Below are 18,966 nucleotides of genomic sequence, written 5' to 3' on the forward strand. Positions count from 1 at the left end.
TCCCGAGAGGTACTCACGCACTTACACCAACACCATCAGTTCGAGCATGTGTTGTGTGCTTGTTCTGCTGCGAATCGAAACATCTCGGGAACTGGATAATGTTTTTCACACATTAGACTCCCGTGCTAAGTATGCTGGCATCCATACTTGGCTTGACGACACTTGGGCTATTCAAGGAATTTCCAGAATCATGCCGTTGCGCGGAAGCTGGCCGTCGAAAAGCATCGGCACCGCCTCTGCTGCGTGCACGGGCAGCCTGTCGATAGCCTGCACATGAACATGCGGTTCGGTGCTATTGCCGGAGTTGCCGCATGCGGCAATGAGATCCCCGAGCGCGACGTGGTCTCCGACGCCAACTTCGAGGCTTCCCTGCTTCAGGTGGCATAGCACAACTACCGCTGCACCGGTTTGGATCATCACGTGGTTCCCGGCGAGCGCCTGCCACCCTTGGGCAAGCCGCTGGCGTTGGGTCAGCGCATAGCCAACTGATGCCAGCCCGCGTCGGGCGCGATGGTCGGGCATCGAGTCGTCCGCCGCGATCACGGTCCCGGCGCACGGCGCCAGGATGGGCACCCCGAAACCGAAAAAAATCGTTGGCTCCTCTGTGCCTAACCAGGTCCTGGCGGTCACTGGCGCGGACCCTCCCTGCTCAGCGACCTGGACGAAGTCGATGGCGTAGGATGAGGCGAACAGGGTTGTTCCGTGGCTGGGCACCCGGTCCGCCGGGCTGTTCTGGACCAGCCAGAGCCCGGTGAAGGGATAGTGCAGGTGCACCGCATTGCCGCCGCTCATAACAACCCCTGTAAGCCAAAACCCATGTTGCCTTCTTGTACAAGATCTACCATGGGTTCATGATTTCCGTAGCCCCCGCCGACGTCCGCAACCGCCAGGCCGATCTCATCGCCACAGCACAGCGTGAGCCTGTCGTGATCACCTCCCGCGGGGCTGGTCGACGCGCAGTCGTCGTATCTCCGGAGTTCTGCGATCGCGCGCTACAGGCGTTGGAAGATCAAGCCGACATTCGTGCCGCGGCGGCCGCGCGCCAAGAGACCGAACGCATCTACCACGAGGATCTCGCCGCCGAGGTCGGCCACTGATTCGTGGCGTATCGCATCGGAACCGGTGACTACCGAGTCGTTCATGACGTTGTGGACGTTGAACTGGTTGTGTTGATCCTCAGGCGCGGGCACCGTCGAGAGGTCAATCGATGAGCGGCGATGGTTCCTCATCGATCCCAATGTAGATCTCACTCACTCGAGCCCCAGCGTGGAGGCCAAAGGCACCGATTGGGACCTTATAGTACGGGACTTGGACAGTTCGCTTCACGGTGGGCACCAACGACTTCAATTCGCGAGGGGCAAGCACTCGGCCCTCGGCAAAACCCGCCTTCAGCAGCCTCGATGACGACAGTGAGATGCACTTCAGCGACACGCGGAAAGTGGCGATCGATCAGCGTGACGCCGACGACCGTCCCCTCACTGCTTCGGATACCCCACGTCTCCTTGGAGTGAGCTGCCTCGATGTAATGCTCGTTGGAATCCGGCCGCGCGAATCACTCGGGGACCGTGGCGAGCAACTTCGCGACGTCCTCAGGCGCCTGCCGGTCGCGCCGAACAACGAATCCTGTACTGGTCAGGCGACGGCTAGAGGTGTGATCGCCTCGATCTGCTCCGACACCCGGTCCCGGGCTAGCTCCAGCTCATAGTGCGCCTGCAGGTTGAGCCAGAACTGTGGGTCGATCCCGAAGTAGCGCCCAAGGCGCAACGCCGTGTCAGCAGTGATCGCACGCTTGCCGTGCACGATCTCATTGATGCGGCGTGGCGGCACGCCGATAGATACAGCCAGCTTGTTCTGGGTGATCCCGAACCCTTCGATGAAGTCCTCCATGAGAACCTCACCTGGATGAACGGGATCCCACTTCTCAGTGGTAGTCGACGAGTTCGACATTCTCGGCACCTCCTTCTGGCCAGCTGAAACAGATTCGCCACTGATCGTTGACCCGGATGCTGTGCTGTCCCACACGGTCGCCTTTCAGCGACTCCAACCGGTTGCCAGGTGGCACGCGCAGCGAGTCGAGGAATCGAGCGGCATGGATCTGCGTCAACTTTCGAATGGCTGCCTTCTGGACACGGGGATCGACCGACGGCGCCTTATCGCGATGCCAAAGTCGCTCAGTCGCCTTGTCGGCGGAGGATCTGATCACACCTACAGCATGCAACGCTTAACGCGGAGCGTCAATAACGCTATACGTTAAATCGGAACACCACCGCACTCCAGCCACTCACGACTACCCGTAGGCTCTGAGTCCTTAGACCAGGTCCGACATCTGGTCCTTGACCTGCTTGCGCAGGATCTTGCCCAGCAGCGAGCGCGGCATCTCATCGATCTGCACGATGCGCTTGGGCACCTTGTAGGCGGCCAGCAGCTCGCGGCAGTGGGCGCGCAACGCGTCCTCGTTCAGCCCGGCGCCTTCTTCGAGCTGCACCGCGGCAACCACCATTTCGCCGCCACGGGCCAATGGCTTGCCGAAGACTGCGGCATCGGCAACATCGGCATGCTGGCGCAACGCGATCTCCACCTCGGTCGGTGAAACATTGAAGCCACCGGTGATGATCAGTTCCTTGGCGCGGTCCACCACCTGGGCGAAGCCGTCCTCGTCCACGGTGACCACATCTCCCGAACGCAGCCAGCCGTCCTCGGTCTTGGCCTTGGCAGTCTCCTCCGGGTTGTTCCAGTAGCCCTGGAACACCTGCGGGCCCTTGACCAGCAATTCACCCGGCTCGCCCTGGGCCACTTCGCGGGAGGGGTCCTCCACGTCGACGACCTTCATCAGCGTCGAGGGGAAGGGCACACCGATGGTGCCGGTGCGCCGGCTCGGGTGGAAGGGATTGCCCAGTGCCACCGGGGAGGACTCGGTCATTCCGTAGCCTTCCACCAGCAGGCCGCCGGACATCGATTCCCATAGCTCCACCACGTGGTCCGGCAGATTCATTGCCCCGGAGATGCAGTACTTGGCGCTCTTCAGCGACATCCCGCGTTCCTTGGCGGCCAGGGCGGTGCGTTCGTAGATGGGCGGCACCGCGCAGTACACGGTGGCCGGGGATTTCTTCCAGGCATCCAGGATCATGTCCGGGTCGAATTTCGGGAAGAGCACCAGCAGGCCCTGCTTCTTCACGCCGAAGGTCAGGTACAGGGTCATGCCGAAGGCATGGAACATCGGCAGGATCGCGTAGAGGATTTCCTCGCGTTCCTTGGCACCGAGCATCCAGGCCTCGCCCTGCAGGGCGTTGGAGTACAGATTGAAGTGGGTGAGCATGGCGCCCTTGGGGTGCCCGGTGGTGCCCGAGGTGTACTGGATGACCGCCAGGTCGTTGACATCCGGATGCGGATGGCTTTCATCCAGTGCCGGCCCGGAGAGCAGCTCCTTCCAGGCCACAGTGCCCGAGGTGCGGGCCGTGAGCGATGCCTTGGTCTCGCGCAGCTTCTTCACCGGCAGGTTCAGCGCCAAGCGCTTGACCGCAGGGAAAGCTTCGAGCAGGTTGACCGAGACGATCGAGTCGAGCTGCACGTCCTTGGGGAATTCCTGGAGGTTGGCCACGACCTTGTCCCAGGCAATCACGATGCGCGCCTGGTGGTCTTCGAACTGGTGGCGCAGTTCGCGCGAGGTGTACAGCGGGTTATGCTCCACCACGACGGCGCCAAGGCGCAGGATCGCGTAGAACGCGACCACATGCTGCGGGCAGTTGGGCAGGACCAATGCGACGCGATCCCCGGCACGCACGCCGAGCCTGCGCAAGCCTTCGGCGGCCTTTGCCACCTGGTCCCCCAGATCCGCGTAGCTGGTGCGGCGTCCGAAGAATTCGGTGGCCGGGCTGTCACCGGCTTCGCGAACCGAGCGCTCGAACATGCGGCTGAGCGGTTCGGTTGGCAGCTCGATTTCGACGGGGACTCCGGGCTGGTAATTCGCCACCCATGCGGGCGCAGCACTATTTTCCATATCTCCAATCATGCCTTGTTGCAGCCCCTGGCGCGATTTCAGGGCGGCGGTGCGCGGTGAAATATCTTGCGCATGTTGCCTGCGTCACTGGATAGACTGCCAATAGGAGATGAGGAGGCCATGATGGTGCGCTGCTACCCGCAGGAACCTGAATTCACCGACAAGACCGCCGCAGAAAAGAAGGTGTGGGAAATTCTGCGTCGCGATTTGCCGGATGACGCATTGCTTTTCCATTCCGTGCAGTTGCGCCATCAGCGGGCGGAACACGAAATTGATCTTCTGGTACTCCTGCCCGGAGTCGGCGTGGCAGTTATCGAGGTCAAGGGCGGTCTGGTCAGCGTGGAGAACGGCACTTGGTACCAGTCCGGGGCCAAGGACAAGCATCCGTTGAAGGAAAGTCCCATGGCCCAGGTGCAAAGCGCATCCCATGCGCTGCGCGAGCTGCTGGGCAAGCATATGGGCAGCCGCTTCACCAGCCGCATCGCTGATCTCGTCTGCTTCCCCTATACCGATTGGCCAGCCGATTATTCATCGGTGGGCCTTCCGCGCGATCTGGTGATCGACCGGGGCCAGGTCGAAAGCCTCGTCACCCATGTGCACCACGCCATCAATGAGCGCGGTGCCGGGTCCTCTACGCTCGCTCCGGAGTTCGCCGAACGCATGATCAGGCATTTGAATGGGGACACCGGTCCGCTGGGGGCGACGCCGGCCGAGGTCGATTACGCCCAGGCCATGTCCAACGAGGACATCCAGGAAACGCTCACCGCCCGTCAGTCCATCCTGCTCTCCTGCACCCGCTCCCTGAAGCGTGTCCAGTTCCTTGGCGGTGCCGGCAGCGGCAAGACCTGGATGGCGTTGCGGAAGGCCAAGGAACTCGCCAAGGACGACAAGCGCGTCGGCCTGTTCTGCTACAACAAGGGCCTGGGGCTATACCTGCAGTCCGAGGTGGGAACCTGGCGGCAGAACAAGCCGGTGCACGTTGGCGAATTCCACGAATATGCCCGGAAGCTCGGTGTTCCCGATGGGACCGGCCAAGAATACTTCGAGGTGGAATTGCCGCAGCATCTGCTCGCATTGAGCCGGACCCTGCCCGAAGAAGAGAAGCTTGATGCGTTGATTGTTGACGAAGCCCAGGACTTCGCCGGCAGCTGGTGGGAAGCGCTTCTGGCCTGCACCAAGGATCCGGCAAACGGCGACGTCTACGCCTTCATGGATGACCGCCAGGATGTGTACCAGCGCTGGGATGGGCAGTTCTCCGGAGATGGCATGCCGCTGGTTCCGATCCACGTCGACGACAACCTGCGCAATACACGCCGAATCGCCGATACGTTCAAGCAGATCATCGGCAACCATTCAAAGCTTCGCGGCGGCGAGGGCTATGCTGTCCGCTACGTCAATTGCGCAACGGAAGACGCCGTGGATATCGCTTCCGATTGCGTTGACGCCTTGCTCGACGAGGGGTGGGCGAACAACCAGATCGCGCTGCTGACCACCAACCGGCGCCACCCCATTCACCAGGACCACTTCGAGAACGGAACGATCGACAGCGAGTACTGGCCAGCCTTCCACCAGGATGAGGAGGAATTCTATGGGCACGTGCTCGGCTTCAAGGGGCTGGAACGCAGCGTGGTGATCCTCTGCGTCAACGGCTTCAAGGACATGCAGCGCGCTACCGAGCAGCTCTACGTCGGCTTTTCCCGGGCACGCAGCCTGCTGGTGGTTGTCGGCGAGAAGGAACTCATCGATGAGGCCAGTGGCGCGAATCGGCAAATTTCCTTGGACGCGGCGCTGGATTGGCGGCCCGCCTCGGACACCGTGAGCGGCTAGAAATTCAGCCCGCGGGCCGCCACATCCCATTCCTCGCTCGTGCCGTCCTCATGCACGGCCAGCACGGTATCAACCAGGTTCACTGCGACGCAGACGTGGTTGGGGATGACCTGCAGCTGCTGGCCATGGGCAGGCAGCGGCTGGTCTTCGGGCCACAGCACGGTGGCATGGTGCTCGGACAGCGCACTGATCCGGGCGTCCGGGCATTCGGCGATGCGCCCGTAGCCGGTAGCCCAGGCCGGGCGGTCGCCTCCCAGCACCTTGCTGCCCGCGTCCAGCACGATGCGCCGTGGAATCCGCGCATCGCCTTGATGCCGGCTGATCACGGTGGATGCGACAGAAAGCGAAATATCCTCCCAGCGCACGCGCCCTAGTTCGAACTGCTGCGCATCGCCGAAGACATAGACCCCTGGACGCACTTCGGTCAGCACCGAATTGTCGCTGAGTTCCGCCGTCGGGGTGGAGCCGCCGCTGATCCGCTTGATCTTATGCCCTGCCTCGCGCAGCAGGAAAGCCGCCTCGGCCAAGGCCTTGTGCTCATCGTTCAAGGCCGCGTCAATGCCATCCGGCGAGTAGCTGTGGCCGGGGAAGGTGAAGATCCCGTGCACGCGCATTCCCAAAGCACGGGCGGCCTCGGCAATCTCGACTGCTCCTTGCGGGCTGGTGCCGCTTCGGTGATGGCCGCTGTCGATCTCGATGATGAGCTTGACCTTGGAGGCCTTCTCCCCCAGCATCTTGGCCATCTGCTGGACGGCTTCGACCGAATCGGTGCCGATGCTCAGCTTGGCCCGCCGCATCAGCTCCATGATCCGCTCTGCCTGGGATTCATTGACCCACAGCGGGTAGGCGATGAAGATCTTGGCGACACCGTGCAACGCGAAGGCGAGGGCTTCGCCCACGGTGGCCACGGTGAGTCCGGCGGCACCGGCATTCAACTGGCGTTCGGCGATCTCATGCATCTTATGGGTCTTGGCATGCGGGCGCAGTTTCAGCCCTTGGCTTGCCACCCGATGGGCCACCCGGTCGATGTTCTGCTGGAGCTTCGCTACGTCAACGATGATCTGCGGGGTGTTGATGCCGGCCGGGATAATGCCCAAATTTTCTGTCCTTCTTGCACGTGTACTGCGTCGCAGGGAACCTTGGAAATTCCGTTCCCGCCGATCTGAAAGACTACCGCAGGGAGCTTTGTATAGGGGAAGGAAGAACTAGCGTGGCAGCGTGCCTGGCCGGCTGGACAGCTTGGTGGACAGCTCATGGGCGTGGTGCAGCAAGAGGTTGCCCAATTCCTGGCGGCGGCCTTCTTCAAAGCGGGTGTGGATGCCGGTCAGGCTCAGCGCCCAGGCTGGCTGTCCGGAGTTGTCGAATACGGCGGCACCCATCCCCCAGCTGCCTTCAACGATCAGGCCGGGGTTCACCGAATAGCCCAGCTGGCGGGTTTCGGCGACCTTCTTGCGCAGCTCGTCGCGCGAATGCGCCGGCCCGTATTCGGGCTCCAGGTCAGCGTTGCGCAGGTAGCGTTCGATCCCCTGCTCGGGCAGGAACGCAAGAATGGCGATGCCGGCCGAGGCGACACCGAGCGGGAAGCGCCGGCCTTCATACAGGACGAAGGAGCGGATCGGGAAGGCCCCGTCCTGGCGCAGCAGGCACACGGTTTCGTCCCCGCGGCGGGCCGAGAGGAACGCGCTTTCTCCGGTGGCTTCGGCGAGCGCTGCCACGTGCTCGCGGGCCAGTTCGCTGATGTCGTAGCGTTCGGCGGCCACCGCGCCCATGAGGTAGAGCTCGGGTCCCAGCAGCCAGCGGCCGGTGCGGTTATCGTGGTCGCAGAATCCTTCGGTAGCCAGCGCACTGAGCAGCCGGTGCACGGTGGGGCGAGCCAGCCCGGTGCTCCGGGCGGCCTGCGTCGTGGTGATGCCCTCGGGCATGGAGGTGCTCACGGCGCGCAGCACGGCGGCCAGCCGTCCAACGACCTGGGTTCCAGCCGGGGAATTGCTCATGACCACATTATGGACGATGGGGGTTCGGGCCTGCTAAATTCCGGCTTCATACTTTGTCGCCGCACCCCTGTTGCCGTGGGGCCGATCGGCGGATAATTCGGCATATGGAAAATACATGGCAGATCGTCATCGACTGCGCTGATCCGCAAGCAATGGTTGATTTCTGGGCTGAGGCTTTGCACTATGTTCCCGAACCGGCCCCGGACGGGCATGCGACATGGCGCGCCTACTGGCAGTCGATGGGTGTGCCCGAGGATGAATTGCCGCCCGGCGCCGGCGACGTTCCGGAGTCGCTGGTCGATCCGCACGGTGGTGGGCCCCGGATTTGGTTCCAGCAGGTGCCGGAAGCCAAGCACGTCAAGAACCGCCTGCATCTGGATTTGCTAGTCAGCGGCGGCCGCGGTGTCCGCTTCGAGCAGCGCCGGCAGATCATCACCGACGAGGCAGAGCGCCTGGTCAGTTTGGGGGCAAAGGTCCAGACCGTTCACGACATGCCCGAGATGGGCCATTTCGCCATCTGCATGCTCGATATCGAAGGCAACGAGTTCGACATCGTCTAGCTCCCGTCATATGCGTCCATGATATGGACAGGGTGCCCGCTTTTCCTCACCATCCGACCAATTCACCGGCAAATCTCCGGGTCTATTGCATGCTCACCTGCGACTACGTACGTTAGGGACTAAGCAGATCCGAGCTCCACATAGTGGACACATGGAGGAATCGATGACAACGAAGTTTCAGGATGACGCAGCCGCCGCCCTGGCTGCCGTCGTCAAGGATGGCATGACCATCGCAGTAGGCGGATTCGGCCTATCCGGCATCCCGAACCGGCTGATCACCGCGTTGCGGGACTCGAAGGCAACCAACCTGACGATCGTTTCAAACAACATGGGCGTCGACGGCAAGGGACTGGGCGTCCTGTTGGAAAACAAGCAGGTTTCCAAGGTCCTGGCCTCCTACGTCGGGGAGAACAAGTTGTTCGCCCAGCAGTTCCTTGATGGAGATCTGGAAGTTGAATTCTGCCCGCAAGGCACCTTGGCCGAGCGCCTGCGTGCTGGCGGTGTCGGCATCCCCGCGTTCTTCACGCCAACCGGCGTGGGAACGCCGATTGCCGAAGGCAAGGAAGTCATGGAATTCAATGGCAAGCCGGCGATCCTGGAACGCGGCATCTTCGCCGACATCGCCCTGGTCAAGGCGCACCAGGCGGATGCGGAAGGCAACCTGCGCTATCGGATGACCTCGAAGAACTTCAACCCGCTGGCCGCCATGTCGGGCCGGCACACCTTCGCCGAGGCCGAAGAGATCCTCGATGACTATTTGGACCCGTCATTGGTGGAAACCCCGGGAATTTTCGTGCAGACGCTGGTCCAGGCCGATGACGTCAAGGACATTGAACAGCGCACCGTGCGCAGCCGAAAGGAGGCATGAACATGTGGACTCGAGATGAAATGGCGGCCATCGCCGCCAGCGAGCTGACCGATGGCCAGTACGTGAATCTGGGCATTGGAATCCCCACGATGGTGGCCAATAACCTGCCGGACGGCGTATCGGTCAAGCTGCAGAGCGAAAACGGCCTGCTGGGCATGGGTCCCTTCCCCTATGAAGGCGAAGAGGACGCTGATTTGATCAATGCCGGCAAGCAGACCGTGACGATACTGCCCGGCGGCAGCTTCTTCGATTCGGCGACCTCCTTTGGCATGATCCGCGGCGGCCACGTCCAGACCGCGATCCTCGGTGCCCTGCAGGTCGCCGCCAACGGCGATCTGGCCAACTGGACTATCCCGGGCAAGCTGGTCAAGGGCATGGGCGGCGCCATGGATCTGGTCGCCGGCACCCCGCGCGTGATCGTCTTGACCGATCACGTGGCCAAGGACGGAACATCCAAGATCGTCGAGAAATGCGACCTGCCGCTGACCGGAGTCGGCGTGGTCAACCGCATCATCACCGATCGAGCAGTGTTTGATATAGAGGACTCGAGCTTGACCCTGCGTGCAGTGGCCCCGGGGGAAAGCGTGGAAAGCATCAAGGAAATCACGGCAGCGGAATTTGCCGTGGATATTGTGGAGGATCTGAAAGCATGACCGCAAAGATTGTGGGCTACGCCCGTACCCCGTTCGTGAAGTTCAATGGCGTTTTCGCCGCGGTTCCCGCCACCGAGCTGGGCGCGCACGCCGCGAAGGCGGCACTGGAAGGCGCTGGAGTAGCACCCAGCGAGGTGCAGCAGGTCGTCGTCGGCCAGGTGCTGCAGGGCGGCGCTGGCCAGAATCCGGCCCGCCAAGCTGCTGTGGGCGCCGGTGTTCCGCTGGATGTTCCGGCTATCGCGGTGAATGCGGTGTGCCTTTCAGGTGCAGAAGCAGTGGTGGCAGGTGCCCGCTTGATCAACAGCGGCGAAGCAGATGTTGTCCTGGCCATCGGCCAGGAATCGATGTCGCTGGCTCCGCACGTGCAGCGCGCCCGTGCCGGTGCCAAGTACGGTGCCATCGAAATGATCGACACCCTGGAATACGACGGCCTGACGGATGCCGCCGAGAAGCGTTCGATGGGTGCTTCCACCGAGGAGCACAACGCCAAGCTGTCGATGACCCGCGAGGCCCAGGATACGGTTTCGGCTGCTTCCCACCAGCGCGCTGCCGCTTCCCGCGATTTCGCAGCCGGCGAGATTGCGCCTTTCACCATTTCCAGCCGTCGTGGCGACACCACCATCAGCGAAGATGACGGCGTCCGCGCAGAAACCACCGTGGAGTCCCTGGGCAAGCTGCGCCCGGCCTTCGCCAAGGAAGGCACCATCACCGCGGGCAACTCCTCGCAGATCACCGATGGCGCCGCGGCAGTGGTGCTGGCCAGCGACGCGGCCATTGAGCGCCTGGGTCTGAAGCCGCTGGCGGAAATCGTCTCCCATGCTTTTGTTGCCGGTCCGGACCGTACCTTGCACGAGCAGCCATCCAACGCGATCAGCGCAGCCCTGCGGAAGGCAGGCGCTGAAGCGAAGGACCTGAAGGCAGTGGAAATCAACGAGGCCTTCGCCGCCGTGTCGGTGCAGTCCACCAAGGTGCTGGGCCTGGATGCCTCCATCGTGAACCCGCATGGCGGCGCCATCGCCCTGGGCCACCCGATCGGTGCTTCCGGTGCACGAATCGTCGGTACGCTGGCCCGCCAGCTGAACGAGCTGCCTGCCGGTTCGCTGGGCGCCATCGGCATCTGCGGTGGCGGCGGCCAGGGCACAGCATTGGTCCTGCGCTCGCTGTAGCAACTACCCGATAAGCCGGTGCGGCCAGGTCCTGCTGGGATCAGGCCGCACCGGCTTTTCGTTGTCCCGGTGGATCACGAGCAAGAATTCTCGAGCTGCTCGCCTGATGTTTCGATGCTGTGCCTTGCGCTTCGTTTCTAATGCCAGAGCGGCTCACGCGATACGTGGTTGATCAGCAGTTGCGGGTCCAGTTCGATGTAGGTTCCATTGGCCATCCGCGGGTTGCTTTCTGCGGTGAGCGCAGCGATTACCGAGCAGATCAAGGCACTGTGGCTGACGACCAAGACATTCTGTCCCGGATGCTGATGGCAGATCTTGAACAGGGCATTCACTGCACGGCCCACCAGGTGCTCCTCGGTTTCGCCGGTGCCCACCAGCAACTGGCGCTGCTCATCGGCACCATCGGCAACCAAGGTGCCTTCCAGATTGCCGAAGTCCTGCTCCATCAGTTCCGGGTTCTCGTGCAGGGCGCGGATGCCCAAGCTGTTGGCGATGATCTGCGCGGTTTGGCGGGCACGGAACAGCGGGGAGGAATACACCGCATCCCACGGTGCCTGAGGCGCCAGCTCGGCGGTGAGCTGCTGGGCTTGGCGAATGCCCGTGTCGTTCATCGGCAGGTCGCTGCGTCCATGCAGTCGTCCTGCCTTGTTCCATTCGGTCTGTCCGTGGCGGATCAGTACTAGTTTCTGTGCACTCATCGTCTTCTTCTTTCTGGCCTGCACCGCGGCGACACGCGCCCGGTGCTCAGTTCTGTTCTTCGAGTCAGTTGCTGGTCTGCGAACTCTTGACTGGCGCGGGCAGGGCCGAGCTTTCGTTCAGCGCAGAGCACTGGTCGCTGGACGCAGCGAACGCATCCACTGTTTTTGCCCCGACATTGATGACGTTGAATGCCGCCGCGGGCTCGGCAACGATCTGGGTCGGGGCGAATGGATTCATGTTGTAGGACACTGCAGGAGCCATGAACACCTGTGTGTTCACCAGCTGGCTGGTGGACGCCTGATGGTAGTGGCCGCAAAGGATCGCACGGATATCGCTACCGGCTGTAATGGCCGCCAGCTCCATGGGGTTCTGCAGTCCGCGTCCAGCACGGGCCTCATTGGTGGCCTCCACCGGAGGATGGTGCAACAGCAGGAGGGATCCGAGCGGCGCTGGCGCCACCAGGAGCGCGGAAAGCCAATCGAGCTGCTCGCGCTCAAGGTTCCCCTGGGCCAGTTGGAATCCCCCGCTATCCAGTCCGATGATTCGAAGCCCGTGGACCTCGTGCACCGTGTCGGCTGGACGGGGACCGGTGGACAGGCGCCTGGTGTTGAACAACTCCCCCACCGCTCCCAACGGGTCATGATTGCCCGGTACGCTGATGACCGGGCAATCCAGTACACGCTGCGTCCGGTTGAACAGCTCGGCGGCCCGCTCATGGACGGGCGAACCGCGGTCGGCGATATCGCCAGTCACCACGATGGCATCCGGCTCCAGGCATGCGGCCGCTTCCAGCGCCTGCTCGGTGCGCTGCCACGAATCAATGGTCCCGTGAAGCAGCTGCCCTTCGGAGTGCAGGTGGGTGTCGCTCAATTGGATGATCGTCAGAGGCTCCATCTATTCCCTCCCGTGCGGCTGCCGCATTTCATCCCATTGAACGCCGGAGGTTTGGCCAGCAGGTGAACAGGGCGCCGACACCATATGAAGTCCTGAAGAATCAAGGTTCCCCGAATGCCGGACAAATGGGCTATCTAAGACAGGGAAAACCCCGTATTACATGCTTTATGGCGCATATGAACAGCGAGTAGCATTCAAAACGACTAACCTTGAAGAGAGAAGTTTTGAATCCACCGAGGAGCTATATCCATGACCGGCAGCAAAGTCGTCGCCTTTGGCCATTTCCAGCCAGAGCGCATCGTCCCGAATACCGAGCTGGAGAAGCTGGTGGAAACCAGCGACGAGTGGATTACCCGCCGCGTCGGCATCGAGGAACGCCGCTGGGGCACCGGTGTTGAAACCGTCGACTCCATGGCCATCAAGGCCGCCGAGATGGCTTTCGGCAATTCGGCAGACATCAAGGCAGCAGATATCGATTTGATTGTTGTCGCGACCTGCACCGCCACCGACCGCTCGCCGAATATGGCGGCCCGCGTTGCCGATGCACTGAACATGGAGCAGGGCCCTGCCACCATGGATGTCAACGTGGCTTGCTCTGGCTTCGCCCATGCAGTGGGCATCGCCCAAGGTGCTATCGCGGCAGGCACCGCCACCAACGCTCTGGTTATCGGCTCCGAAATGCTCACCGACTACACCGACTTCACCGACCGCACCACCTGCGTGCTCACCGCCGATGGCGCTGGCGCCTTCGTGATCACCGCGTCGGAAGACAACGGCATTTCGCCAGTCGTCTGGGGTTCAGTCCCGTCGCTGTCCGATGCCGTGCGCATCGAGGCCGAGAACGACATGAAGTTCGCGCAGAACGGCCAGAGCGTCTACCGCTGGACCGTGACCCAGCTGCCGAAGATCGCTTCGCAGATTATCGAGCGTGCGGGCATGAAGCCGGAAGAGCTGGATGCCATCGTCCTGCACCAGGCCAACCTGCGCATCATCGAGCCGCTGGCCGAGAAGATCGGCGCACCGAACGCACGCGTGGCCACCGACGTGGTCTACTCAGGCAACACCTCGGCCGCCTCGGTGCCGCTGGCACTGTCCAAGCTGATGGCTTCGGATGAGCCGCTGCCTTCGGGGTCCAAGGCGCTGCTGTTCGCCTTCGGCGGCGGCCTGGCCTACGCAGGCCAGATCGTCACCATTCCCTAGGCTTCCTTCTTCGCGAAAGGCGCACTGGCAATCTGCCCGTGCGCCTTTTGCGGTTAATTTCCCGGCAGACCTTATGCAATGCGTTAGCAACGGCTAACGCATTGCATATGCTCGATGTGCTGGAAGTCGCCGCTGAACCGACACGCAAGCGCCTGATCCAGCTGCTCGGCTCCGGTGAACGAACGGTGACGGAGCTGGCCAGGCATTTCCCGGTCAGCAGGTCCGCCATCTCCCAACACCTGTTGCTGTTGATCGAAGCCGGTTTGCTCAACGCCAGGAAGGACGGGCGCCAGCGCTACCCCGATGATGCGCCGAGCGAACACCGCCGATCTGCGGATGCTCAAGCGTGTCCTGGAGGCAGGACAACGCTCAGCCAGGTGCGGGGACGCAGGTGTTCTACTCCTGCGTTCCCGCACTAGGCCACTGCACTGACTAGAGTGTTCGCGATCACGAATGGAGCGACTTGACGTTGGGTGGATCACACTGCCAGACTGACAGGCGTGAACCTGTCAGACAGCTGGACACCCGGACAACAGCCGATCGAACGCCGATCCGCTGCCGAAGGCGTCTTCCATGCACTCCGCTTAGCTATTGAAGCCCGGGAAATCGCCATTGGCGCGAAACTGGGATCCGAAGCAGCCCTCGCGGCCGACTACGGCGTGAGCCGTTCGGTCATCCGCGAAGCGCTGCGCTCCTGCGCAGCCCTGGGGCTGACGCGCACCGAAACCGGACGCGGCACCTTCGTGGTCTCCCACCGGCCCACCCGCGAGCTGAAGCTGGGCAGCTTTTCATCCGATGACCTGCACGAGGCCCGCCCGCACATCGAGATCCCGGCCGCCACCTTCGCCGCCACCCGGCGCACCGCCGAGGACCTTGAGCGGATCAGCGGCCTGCTCGAGGCCATGGAGCAGGAAGATGACCCGGCCGCCTGGGTGGAGCTGGATGCCGCCTTCCATGCGGCAATCGCGCAGGCCAGCGGCAATTCGGTGTTCACCAAGGTGGTCGCCGACATCCGCGAGGCCATGGCCCGCCAGTCCGAGACAGTGAACCTGGTCGCCGGCCGCCGCGCGCCCTCGAACACGGAGCACCAGGAGATCTACCAGGCCATCGCAGCACAGGATGAGCAAGCCGCCACCGCTGCCATGGCCAAGCACCTCAACGCGGTGCAGCACGCAGTATCCACCATAGTCAGGAGCAAGAAGTGACCTCCGCCGATCCCCAGACCCTGCGCGCATCGCTGGCCAATCAGGCACTGCCCCAGCACGAACCGCTGGTCATCGCCACCCGCGGTGACGCCGTCGAGTCCATCCACTACGGCTCGGCAGTGCTGCTGGATGCCTCCGGCTCCATCGCCGCCAGCCGCGGCGATGCCCAGGCCGTGTTCTACCCGCGCTCGGCGCTGAAGCCGCTGTTCGCCGTGGGAATGCTGCGCGCCGGGCTGCAGCTCGATGACCAGCAGCTGGCCCTGGCCTCGGCCAGCCACTCCGGAGCAGAACGCCACCAGCAGGTTGCCGCCTCGACGCTGGCAGCGGCCGGGCTGGACGAGCAGGCGCTGCGCAACTCCAGCGACCTGCCCTACGGCGCCGCCGAGCGCCAGCGCCACCTTGCCGCCGGCGGCAAAGCCACCCAGCTGGCGCAGAACTGCTCGGGCAAGCACGCGGCACTGGCCGCCCTATGCCAGCTCAAGGGCTGGGACACCGCAGACTACCTGAATGACCAGCGCCTGCTGGATCTGCTGCAGGACACCGTCGAGGAGCTGGCCGGCGAAGAGATCAGCGGGGTGAGCACCGACGGCTGCGGCACCCCGGTATACCGGATGAGCCTGGCCGGACTGGCCCGCGCCTTCGGCAAGCTGGCCAGCGCCGCCGAAGGCACCGCCGAGCATCGCGTGGCCGCGGCCATGTCCGGCTACCCGGAACTGGTGGCAGGCGAAGGCCGCGACGTCACCGAGCTGATGCGCGTGCTGCCCGGCGCCGTGGCCAAAGACGGCTTCGAAGGCATCCAGGCCGTGGGCCTGCCCGATGGCAGCGCGCTGGCCGTGAAGATCGCCGATGGCTCGGACCGCGCCCGGATGCCGATCACCGCCAAGCTGCTCGCCGAGCACCTTGGCTCCGAAGCAGCTCTGGCCCTTGAGCCGCTGGCCACCAGCCCGGCCCTCGGCGGCGGACAGCCCGTAGGCCTGCTGGCCGCACTGTGAAGTTTCCCGTTCCCACCCATTCACTGAACACTGGAGAAGAATCCACCATGCCTGAAACTTTGCTCAGCGGCCAGACCCGCACCGAGCATGACCTGATCGGCGACCGCGAGATCCCGGTGTAAGCCTACTGGGGCGTGCACACCCTGCGCGCCAAGGAGAACTTCGACATCACCGGCACCGCGCTGTCCGGCAACCCGCACCTGATCCGCGCACTGGCGCGCGTGAAGCAGGCAGTGGCCCGCGCCAACCACGAGCTCGGCCTGCTCGACTCCCAGCGCGCCGCGGCCATCGACACGGCCTGCGAGCGCATCGTCGCCGGCGAGCTGCACGACCAGTTCATCATCGACCCGATCCAGGGCGGGGCTGGCACCAGCACCAACATGAACGCCAATGAGGTCATCGCCAACCTGGCGCTGGAGATCCTCGGCCATGCAAAGGGCGAGTACCAGCACCTGCACCCGAACGACCATGTGAACCTGTCGCAGTCCACCAACGACGCCTACCCGACCGCGGTGAACATCGCCACCCACTTCGCCACCCAGCCGCTACTGGCGGCCATCGAGGTGCTGCAGGATTCCTGCAACGCCAAGGCCGCAGAATTCCGCACCGTGGTGAAGATGGGACGCACCCAGCTGCAGGATGCCGTGCCGATGACCGTAGGCCAGGAGTTCCGCGGCTGGGCCGTGACCCTGGGCGAGGATCGGGCACGGCTGGAGGAATCCCTGTCGCTGGTCACCGAGATCAACCTCGGCGCCACAGCCATCGGCACCGGGCTGAACGCCCCGGCCGGCTACGCCGAGGCCGCCTGCCGGCACCTGCGCGAGCTGACCGGCCTGCCGCTGACTACCAGCCCGGATCTGATCGAGGCCACCAGCGATGTGGGAGCCTTCGTGCACCTCTCGGGCGTGCTCAAGCGAGTGGCGCTGAAGATCTCCAAGATCTGCAACGACCTGCGCCTGCTTTCCTCCGGACCCCGCGCTGGCCTGAACGACCTGCAGCTGCCGGCCGTGCAGTCCGGATCCTCGATCATGCCTGGCAAGGTCAACCCGGTGATCCCGGAAGTAGTCAGCCAGATCGCCTACCAGGTAGTGGGCCACGATTTGACCGTGACCATGGCCGCCGAGGGCGGGCAGCTGTAGCTGAACGCCTTCGAGCCGGTCATCGCCCATTCCATCGGCCTGTCGCTCAAGCACCTGGCCAACGGCTGCCTGACGCTGGCGCGCATGTGCATTGACGGGATCACCGTGGACGAGCAGGCACTGCGCCGCGAAGTGGAGAATTCCATCGGGCTGGTCACCGCGCTGAACCCGCGCCTGGGCTATGCGGCGTCCACCTCGGTGGCCCTCGAAGCGCTGCACACCGGACGCGGCGTAGCCGAACTGGTGCTCGAACGCGGCCTGCTTTCGGCCGAAGACCTCAATGAGCTGCTCTCCCCCGAGCGGCTTGCCAACCTCACCGACTAGACCCAAGGAATCCTATGGATAATTCCACCCCGCACGCCACCGCGGCGCACGTCCCCGATGCCGCGCTGACTGCCGGCGACAACGATTACCACAAGGGCCTGTCCTCCCGGCAGATGCAGATGATCGCCATTGGCGGCGCGATCGGCACCGGCCTGTTCATGGGCGCCGGAGGACGCCTGGAGGCGGCAGGCCCGGGCATCGTGATCAGCTACGCGGTCTGCGGCTTCTTCGCCTTCCTGATCCTGCGGGCGCTGGGCGAACTGGTCATGCACCGTCCGTCGACCGGCTCCTTCGTCTCCTACGCCCGCGAGTTCTACGGCGAGAAGGCGGCGTTCGCCACCGGCTGGCTGTACTGGCTGAACTGGGTGATGACCGCCATCGTGGACATCACCGCGGTCGCCCTGTACATGGGCTTCTTCGGCAAATACGTGGGGTGGATCAGCTCGGTTCCGCAGTGGCTCTGGGCGCTGGCCGCGCTGGCCGTGGTGGCCTTCCTGGTTGTCGGCTGCTACTTCGTCATCTTCGGCACGCCGCTGGACGGGCATGAGGTCGGCTTCTCGCTGCTGGCCGATAATGGGGGTCTGCTGCCCAACGGCCTGTTGCCGGTGCTGGTGCTGATGCAGGGCGTGGTCTTCTCCTACGCATCCATCGAGCTGATCGGCACCGCCGCAGGCGAAACCGCAAACCCGGAAAAGGTCATGCCGAAGGCGATCAATACCGTGATCATCCGCATCGCCGTGTTCTACGTCGGCTCGCTGGTGCTGCTCTCGCTGCTGCTGCCCTATTCGGCCTATAGCGCCGGGGAATCGCCGTTCGTGACCTTCTTCGGATCCATCGGCGTGCAGGGCATGGACGTGGTGATGAACCTGGTGGTGCTCACCGCGGCGCTGTCCTCGCTGAACGCCGGGCTCTACTCCACCGGGCGCATCATGCGCTCCATGTCGTTGAACGGGTCGGCACCGAAATTCGCCGGACGCATGAACAAGGCAGGAGTGCCCTACGGCGGCATCGTGATCACCGCCGTGGTGGCAGTGCTCGGCGTGGTGCTCAACGCCGTGGTCCCGGCCAAGGCCTTCGAGATCGTGCTGAACTTCGCTGCCATCGGCATTATTGCCTCCTGGGCGATGATCGTGCTGTGCCAGATGGCGCTGGTGAAATCGGCCAAGCGCGGAGAGCAGGATCGACCGAGCTTCCGGATGCCATTCGCCCCGGTTTCCGGCTGGGTCACCCTGGGCTTCCTGGCCCTGGTGCTGGTGATGATGGCCTTCGACAATCCGGTGGGCACCTGGACCATTGCCTCGCTGGCGATCATCATCCCGCTGATCATCGGCGGCTGGTACCTGTGCCGCGGACGGATCAACGAGATCGCCGAGGCACGGCTGCGCAACGAGCAGCCGGCCATCCAGGGATAGCAGGATCGCAGAACCGGCCCGGATGCAGCATCGCGC

General features: G+C 63.6%; 20 protein-coding genes and 1 pseudogene. 12 read left to right on the forward strand and 9 right to left on the reverse strand.

Annotated elements, in window-relative coordinates:
- Window positions 1-171: 171 nt before the first annotated feature.
- Window positions 172-792, reverse strand: coding sequence for a M23 family metallopeptidase (locus ACLQ8T_RS14185; protein WP_413455021.1), 621 nt, complete (start codon window positions 790-792; stop codon window positions 172-174).
- A 59-nt stretch (window positions 793-851) separates the two neighbouring features.
- Here ACLQ8T_RS14185 and ACLQ8T_RS14190 point away from each other — a divergent pair, with 59 nt between their 5' ends.
- Complete coding sequence (locus ACLQ8T_RS14190) at window positions 852-1,097, forward strand: type II toxin-antitoxin system prevent-host-death family antitoxin (protein WP_413456415.1); 246 nt, start codon at window positions 852-854, stop codon at window positions 1,095-1,097.
- Here the strand turns inward: ACLQ8T_RS14190 and ACLQ8T_RS14195 are convergent.
- The 4 genes from ACLQ8T_RS14195 to ACLQ8T_RS14210 form a co-directional block, all read right to left on the reverse strand.
- Window positions 993-1,229, reverse strand: a complete 237-nt coding sequence (locus ACLQ8T_RS14195) for a hypothetical protein (RefSeq protein WP_413456428.1) — start codon at window positions 1,227-1,229, stop codon at window positions 993-995. The genes ACLQ8T_RS14190 and ACLQ8T_RS14195 overlap by 105 nt on opposite strands.
- A 403-nt stretch (window positions 1,230-1,632) precedes the next feature.
- The gene (locus ACLQ8T_RS14200; protein WP_038993262.1) at window positions 1,633-1,947 is read right to left on the reverse strand and encodes a HigA family addiction module antitoxin; all 315 of its coding nucleotides are present in this window, start codon (window positions 1,945-1,947) and stop codon (window positions 1,633-1,635) included.
- Window positions 1,922-2,203: a type II toxin-antitoxin system RelE/ParE family toxin gene (locus ACLQ8T_RS14205; protein ID WP_413455022.1), complete on the reverse strand. Its 282-nt coding sequence runs from the start codon at window positions 2,201-2,203 to the stop codon at window positions 1,922-1,924. Before ACLQ8T_RS14205 ends, ACLQ8T_RS14200 begins: the two co-directional genes overlap by 26 nt.
- A 105-nt stretch (window positions 2,204-2,308) precedes the next feature.
- Complete coding sequence (locus tag ACLQ8T_RS14210) at window positions 2,309-3,997, reverse strand: long-chain-fatty-acid--CoA ligase (protein WP_413455023.1); 1,689 nt, start codon at window positions 3,995-3,997, stop codon at window positions 2,309-2,311.
- Window positions 3,998-4,117: 120 nt separating this feature from the next.
- On the opposite strand from ACLQ8T_RS14210, the gene ACLQ8T_RS14215 reads away from it, so the two are divergent.
- A complete protein-coding gene (locus ACLQ8T_RS14215; protein ID WP_413455024.1) occupies window positions 4,118-5,824 on the forward strand; it encodes an NERD domain-containing protein in 1,707 nt (568 codons plus the stop codon).
- Here ACLQ8T_RS14215 and ACLQ8T_RS14220 read toward each other — a convergent pair.
- Window positions 5,821-6,921, reverse strand: a complete 1,101-nt coding sequence (locus ACLQ8T_RS14220; protein ID WP_413455025.1) for an alanine racemase — start codon at window positions 6,919-6,921, stop codon at window positions 5,821-5,823. The genes ACLQ8T_RS14215 and ACLQ8T_RS14220 overlap by 4 nt on opposite strands.
- Window positions 6,922-7,029: 108 nt before the next feature.
- Window positions 7,030-7,818, reverse strand: a complete 789-nt coding sequence (locus tag ACLQ8T_RS14225) for an IclR family transcriptional regulator (RefSeq protein WP_413455026.1) — start codon at window positions 7,816-7,818, stop codon at window positions 7,030-7,032.
- 104 nt (window positions 7,819-7,922) lie between these two features.
- Between ACLQ8T_RS14225 and ACLQ8T_RS14230 the strand changes: the two genes are divergently transcribed.
- The 4 genes from ACLQ8T_RS14230 to ACLQ8T_RS14245 all read left to right on the forward strand — a co-directional run bounded on the left by ACLQ8T_RS14230 (window position 7,923) and on the right by ACLQ8T_RS14245 (window position 11,065).
- Complete coding sequence (locus ACLQ8T_RS14230) at window positions 7,923-8,378, forward strand: VOC family protein (RefSeq protein WP_413455027.1); 456 nt, start codon at window positions 7,923-7,925, stop codon at window positions 8,376-8,378.
- A 163-nt stretch (window positions 8,379-8,541) separates the two neighbouring features.
- Complete coding sequence (locus ACLQ8T_RS14235) at window positions 8,542-9,246, forward strand: CoA transferase subunit A (RefSeq protein ID WP_204723009.1); 705 nt, start codon at window positions 8,542-8,544, stop codon at window positions 9,244-9,246.
- A 2-nt stretch (window positions 9,247-9,248) separates the two neighbouring features.
- Window positions 9,249-9,899, forward strand: a complete 651-nt coding sequence (locus ACLQ8T_RS14240; RefSeq protein WP_066141785.1) for a CoA transferase subunit B — start codon at window positions 9,249-9,251, stop codon at window positions 9,897-9,899.
- Window positions 9,896-11,065, forward strand: a complete 1,170-nt coding sequence (locus tag ACLQ8T_RS14245; protein WP_413455028.1) for an acetyl-CoA C-acyltransferase — start codon at window positions 9,896-9,898, stop codon at window positions 11,063-11,065. The genes ACLQ8T_RS14240 and ACLQ8T_RS14245 overlap by 4 nt, the downstream gene beginning before the upstream one ends.
- Window positions 11,066-11,202: 137 nt before the next feature.
- On the opposite strand, the gene ACLQ8T_RS14250 is transcribed toward ACLQ8T_RS14245, so the two are convergent.
- A complete protein-coding gene (locus ACLQ8T_RS14250; protein ID WP_413455029.1) occupies window positions 11,203-11,763 on the reverse strand; it encodes a histidine phosphatase family protein in 561 nt (186 codons plus the stop codon).
- A gap of 64 nt (window positions 11,764-11,827) precedes the next feature.
- A complete protein-coding gene (locus ACLQ8T_RS14255; RefSeq protein ID WP_413455030.1) occupies window positions 11,828-12,658 on the reverse strand; it encodes a metallophosphoesterase family protein in 831 nt (276 codons plus the stop codon).
- 249 nt (window positions 12,659-12,907) lie between these two features.
- On the opposite strand from ACLQ8T_RS14255, the gene ACLQ8T_RS14260 reads away from it, so the two are divergent.
- From ACLQ8T_RS14260 to ACLQ8T_RS14285, 6 genes and pseudogenes are all read left to right on the forward strand, one after another.
- A complete protein-coding gene (locus ACLQ8T_RS14260; RefSeq protein WP_413455031.1) occupies window positions 12,908-13,858 on the forward strand; it encodes a beta-ketoacyl-ACP synthase III in 951 nt (316 codons plus the stop codon).
- 107 nt (window positions 13,859-13,965) lie between these two features.
- The gene (locus ACLQ8T_RS14265) at window positions 13,966-14,277 is read left to right on the forward strand and encodes a metalloregulator ArsR/SmtB family transcription factor (protein ID WP_413456416.1); all 312 of its coding nucleotides are present in this window, start codon (window positions 13,966-13,968) and stop codon (window positions 14,275-14,277) included.
- Window positions 14,278-14,358: 81 nt separating this feature from the next.
- On the forward strand, window positions 14,359-15,063 hold the full coding sequence (locus ACLQ8T_RS14270; RefSeq protein ID WP_413455032.1) for a FadR/GntR family transcriptional regulator: 705 nt from the start codon (window positions 14,359-14,361) through the stop codon (window positions 15,061-15,063).
- Window positions 15,060-16,055: an asparaginase gene (locus ACLQ8T_RS14275; protein ID WP_413455033.1), complete on the forward strand. Its 996-nt coding sequence runs from the start codon at window positions 15,060-15,062 to the stop codon at window positions 16,053-16,055. The genes ACLQ8T_RS14270 and ACLQ8T_RS14275 overlap by 4 nt, the downstream gene beginning before the upstream one ends.
- Before the next feature lie 47 nt (window positions 16,056-16,102).
- A pseudogene (locus ACLQ8T_RS14280) lies at window positions 16,103-17,518 on the forward strand (aspartate ammonia-lyase).
- 14 nt (window positions 17,519-17,532) lie between these two features.
- Window positions 17,533-18,930: an amino acid permease gene (locus tag ACLQ8T_RS14285; RefSeq protein ID WP_413455034.1), complete on the forward strand. Its 1,398-nt coding sequence runs from the start codon at window positions 17,533-17,535 to the stop codon at window positions 18,928-18,930.
- The last annotated feature ends 36 nt before the right edge of the window (window positions 18,931-18,966 follow it).

This window comes from Glutamicibacter sp. FR1, assembly GCF_047300825.1.
In the GTDB taxonomy this organism is placed as follows: domain Bacteria; phylum Actinomycetota; class Actinomycetes; order Actinomycetales; family Micrococcaceae; genus Glutamicibacter; species Glutamicibacter nicotianae.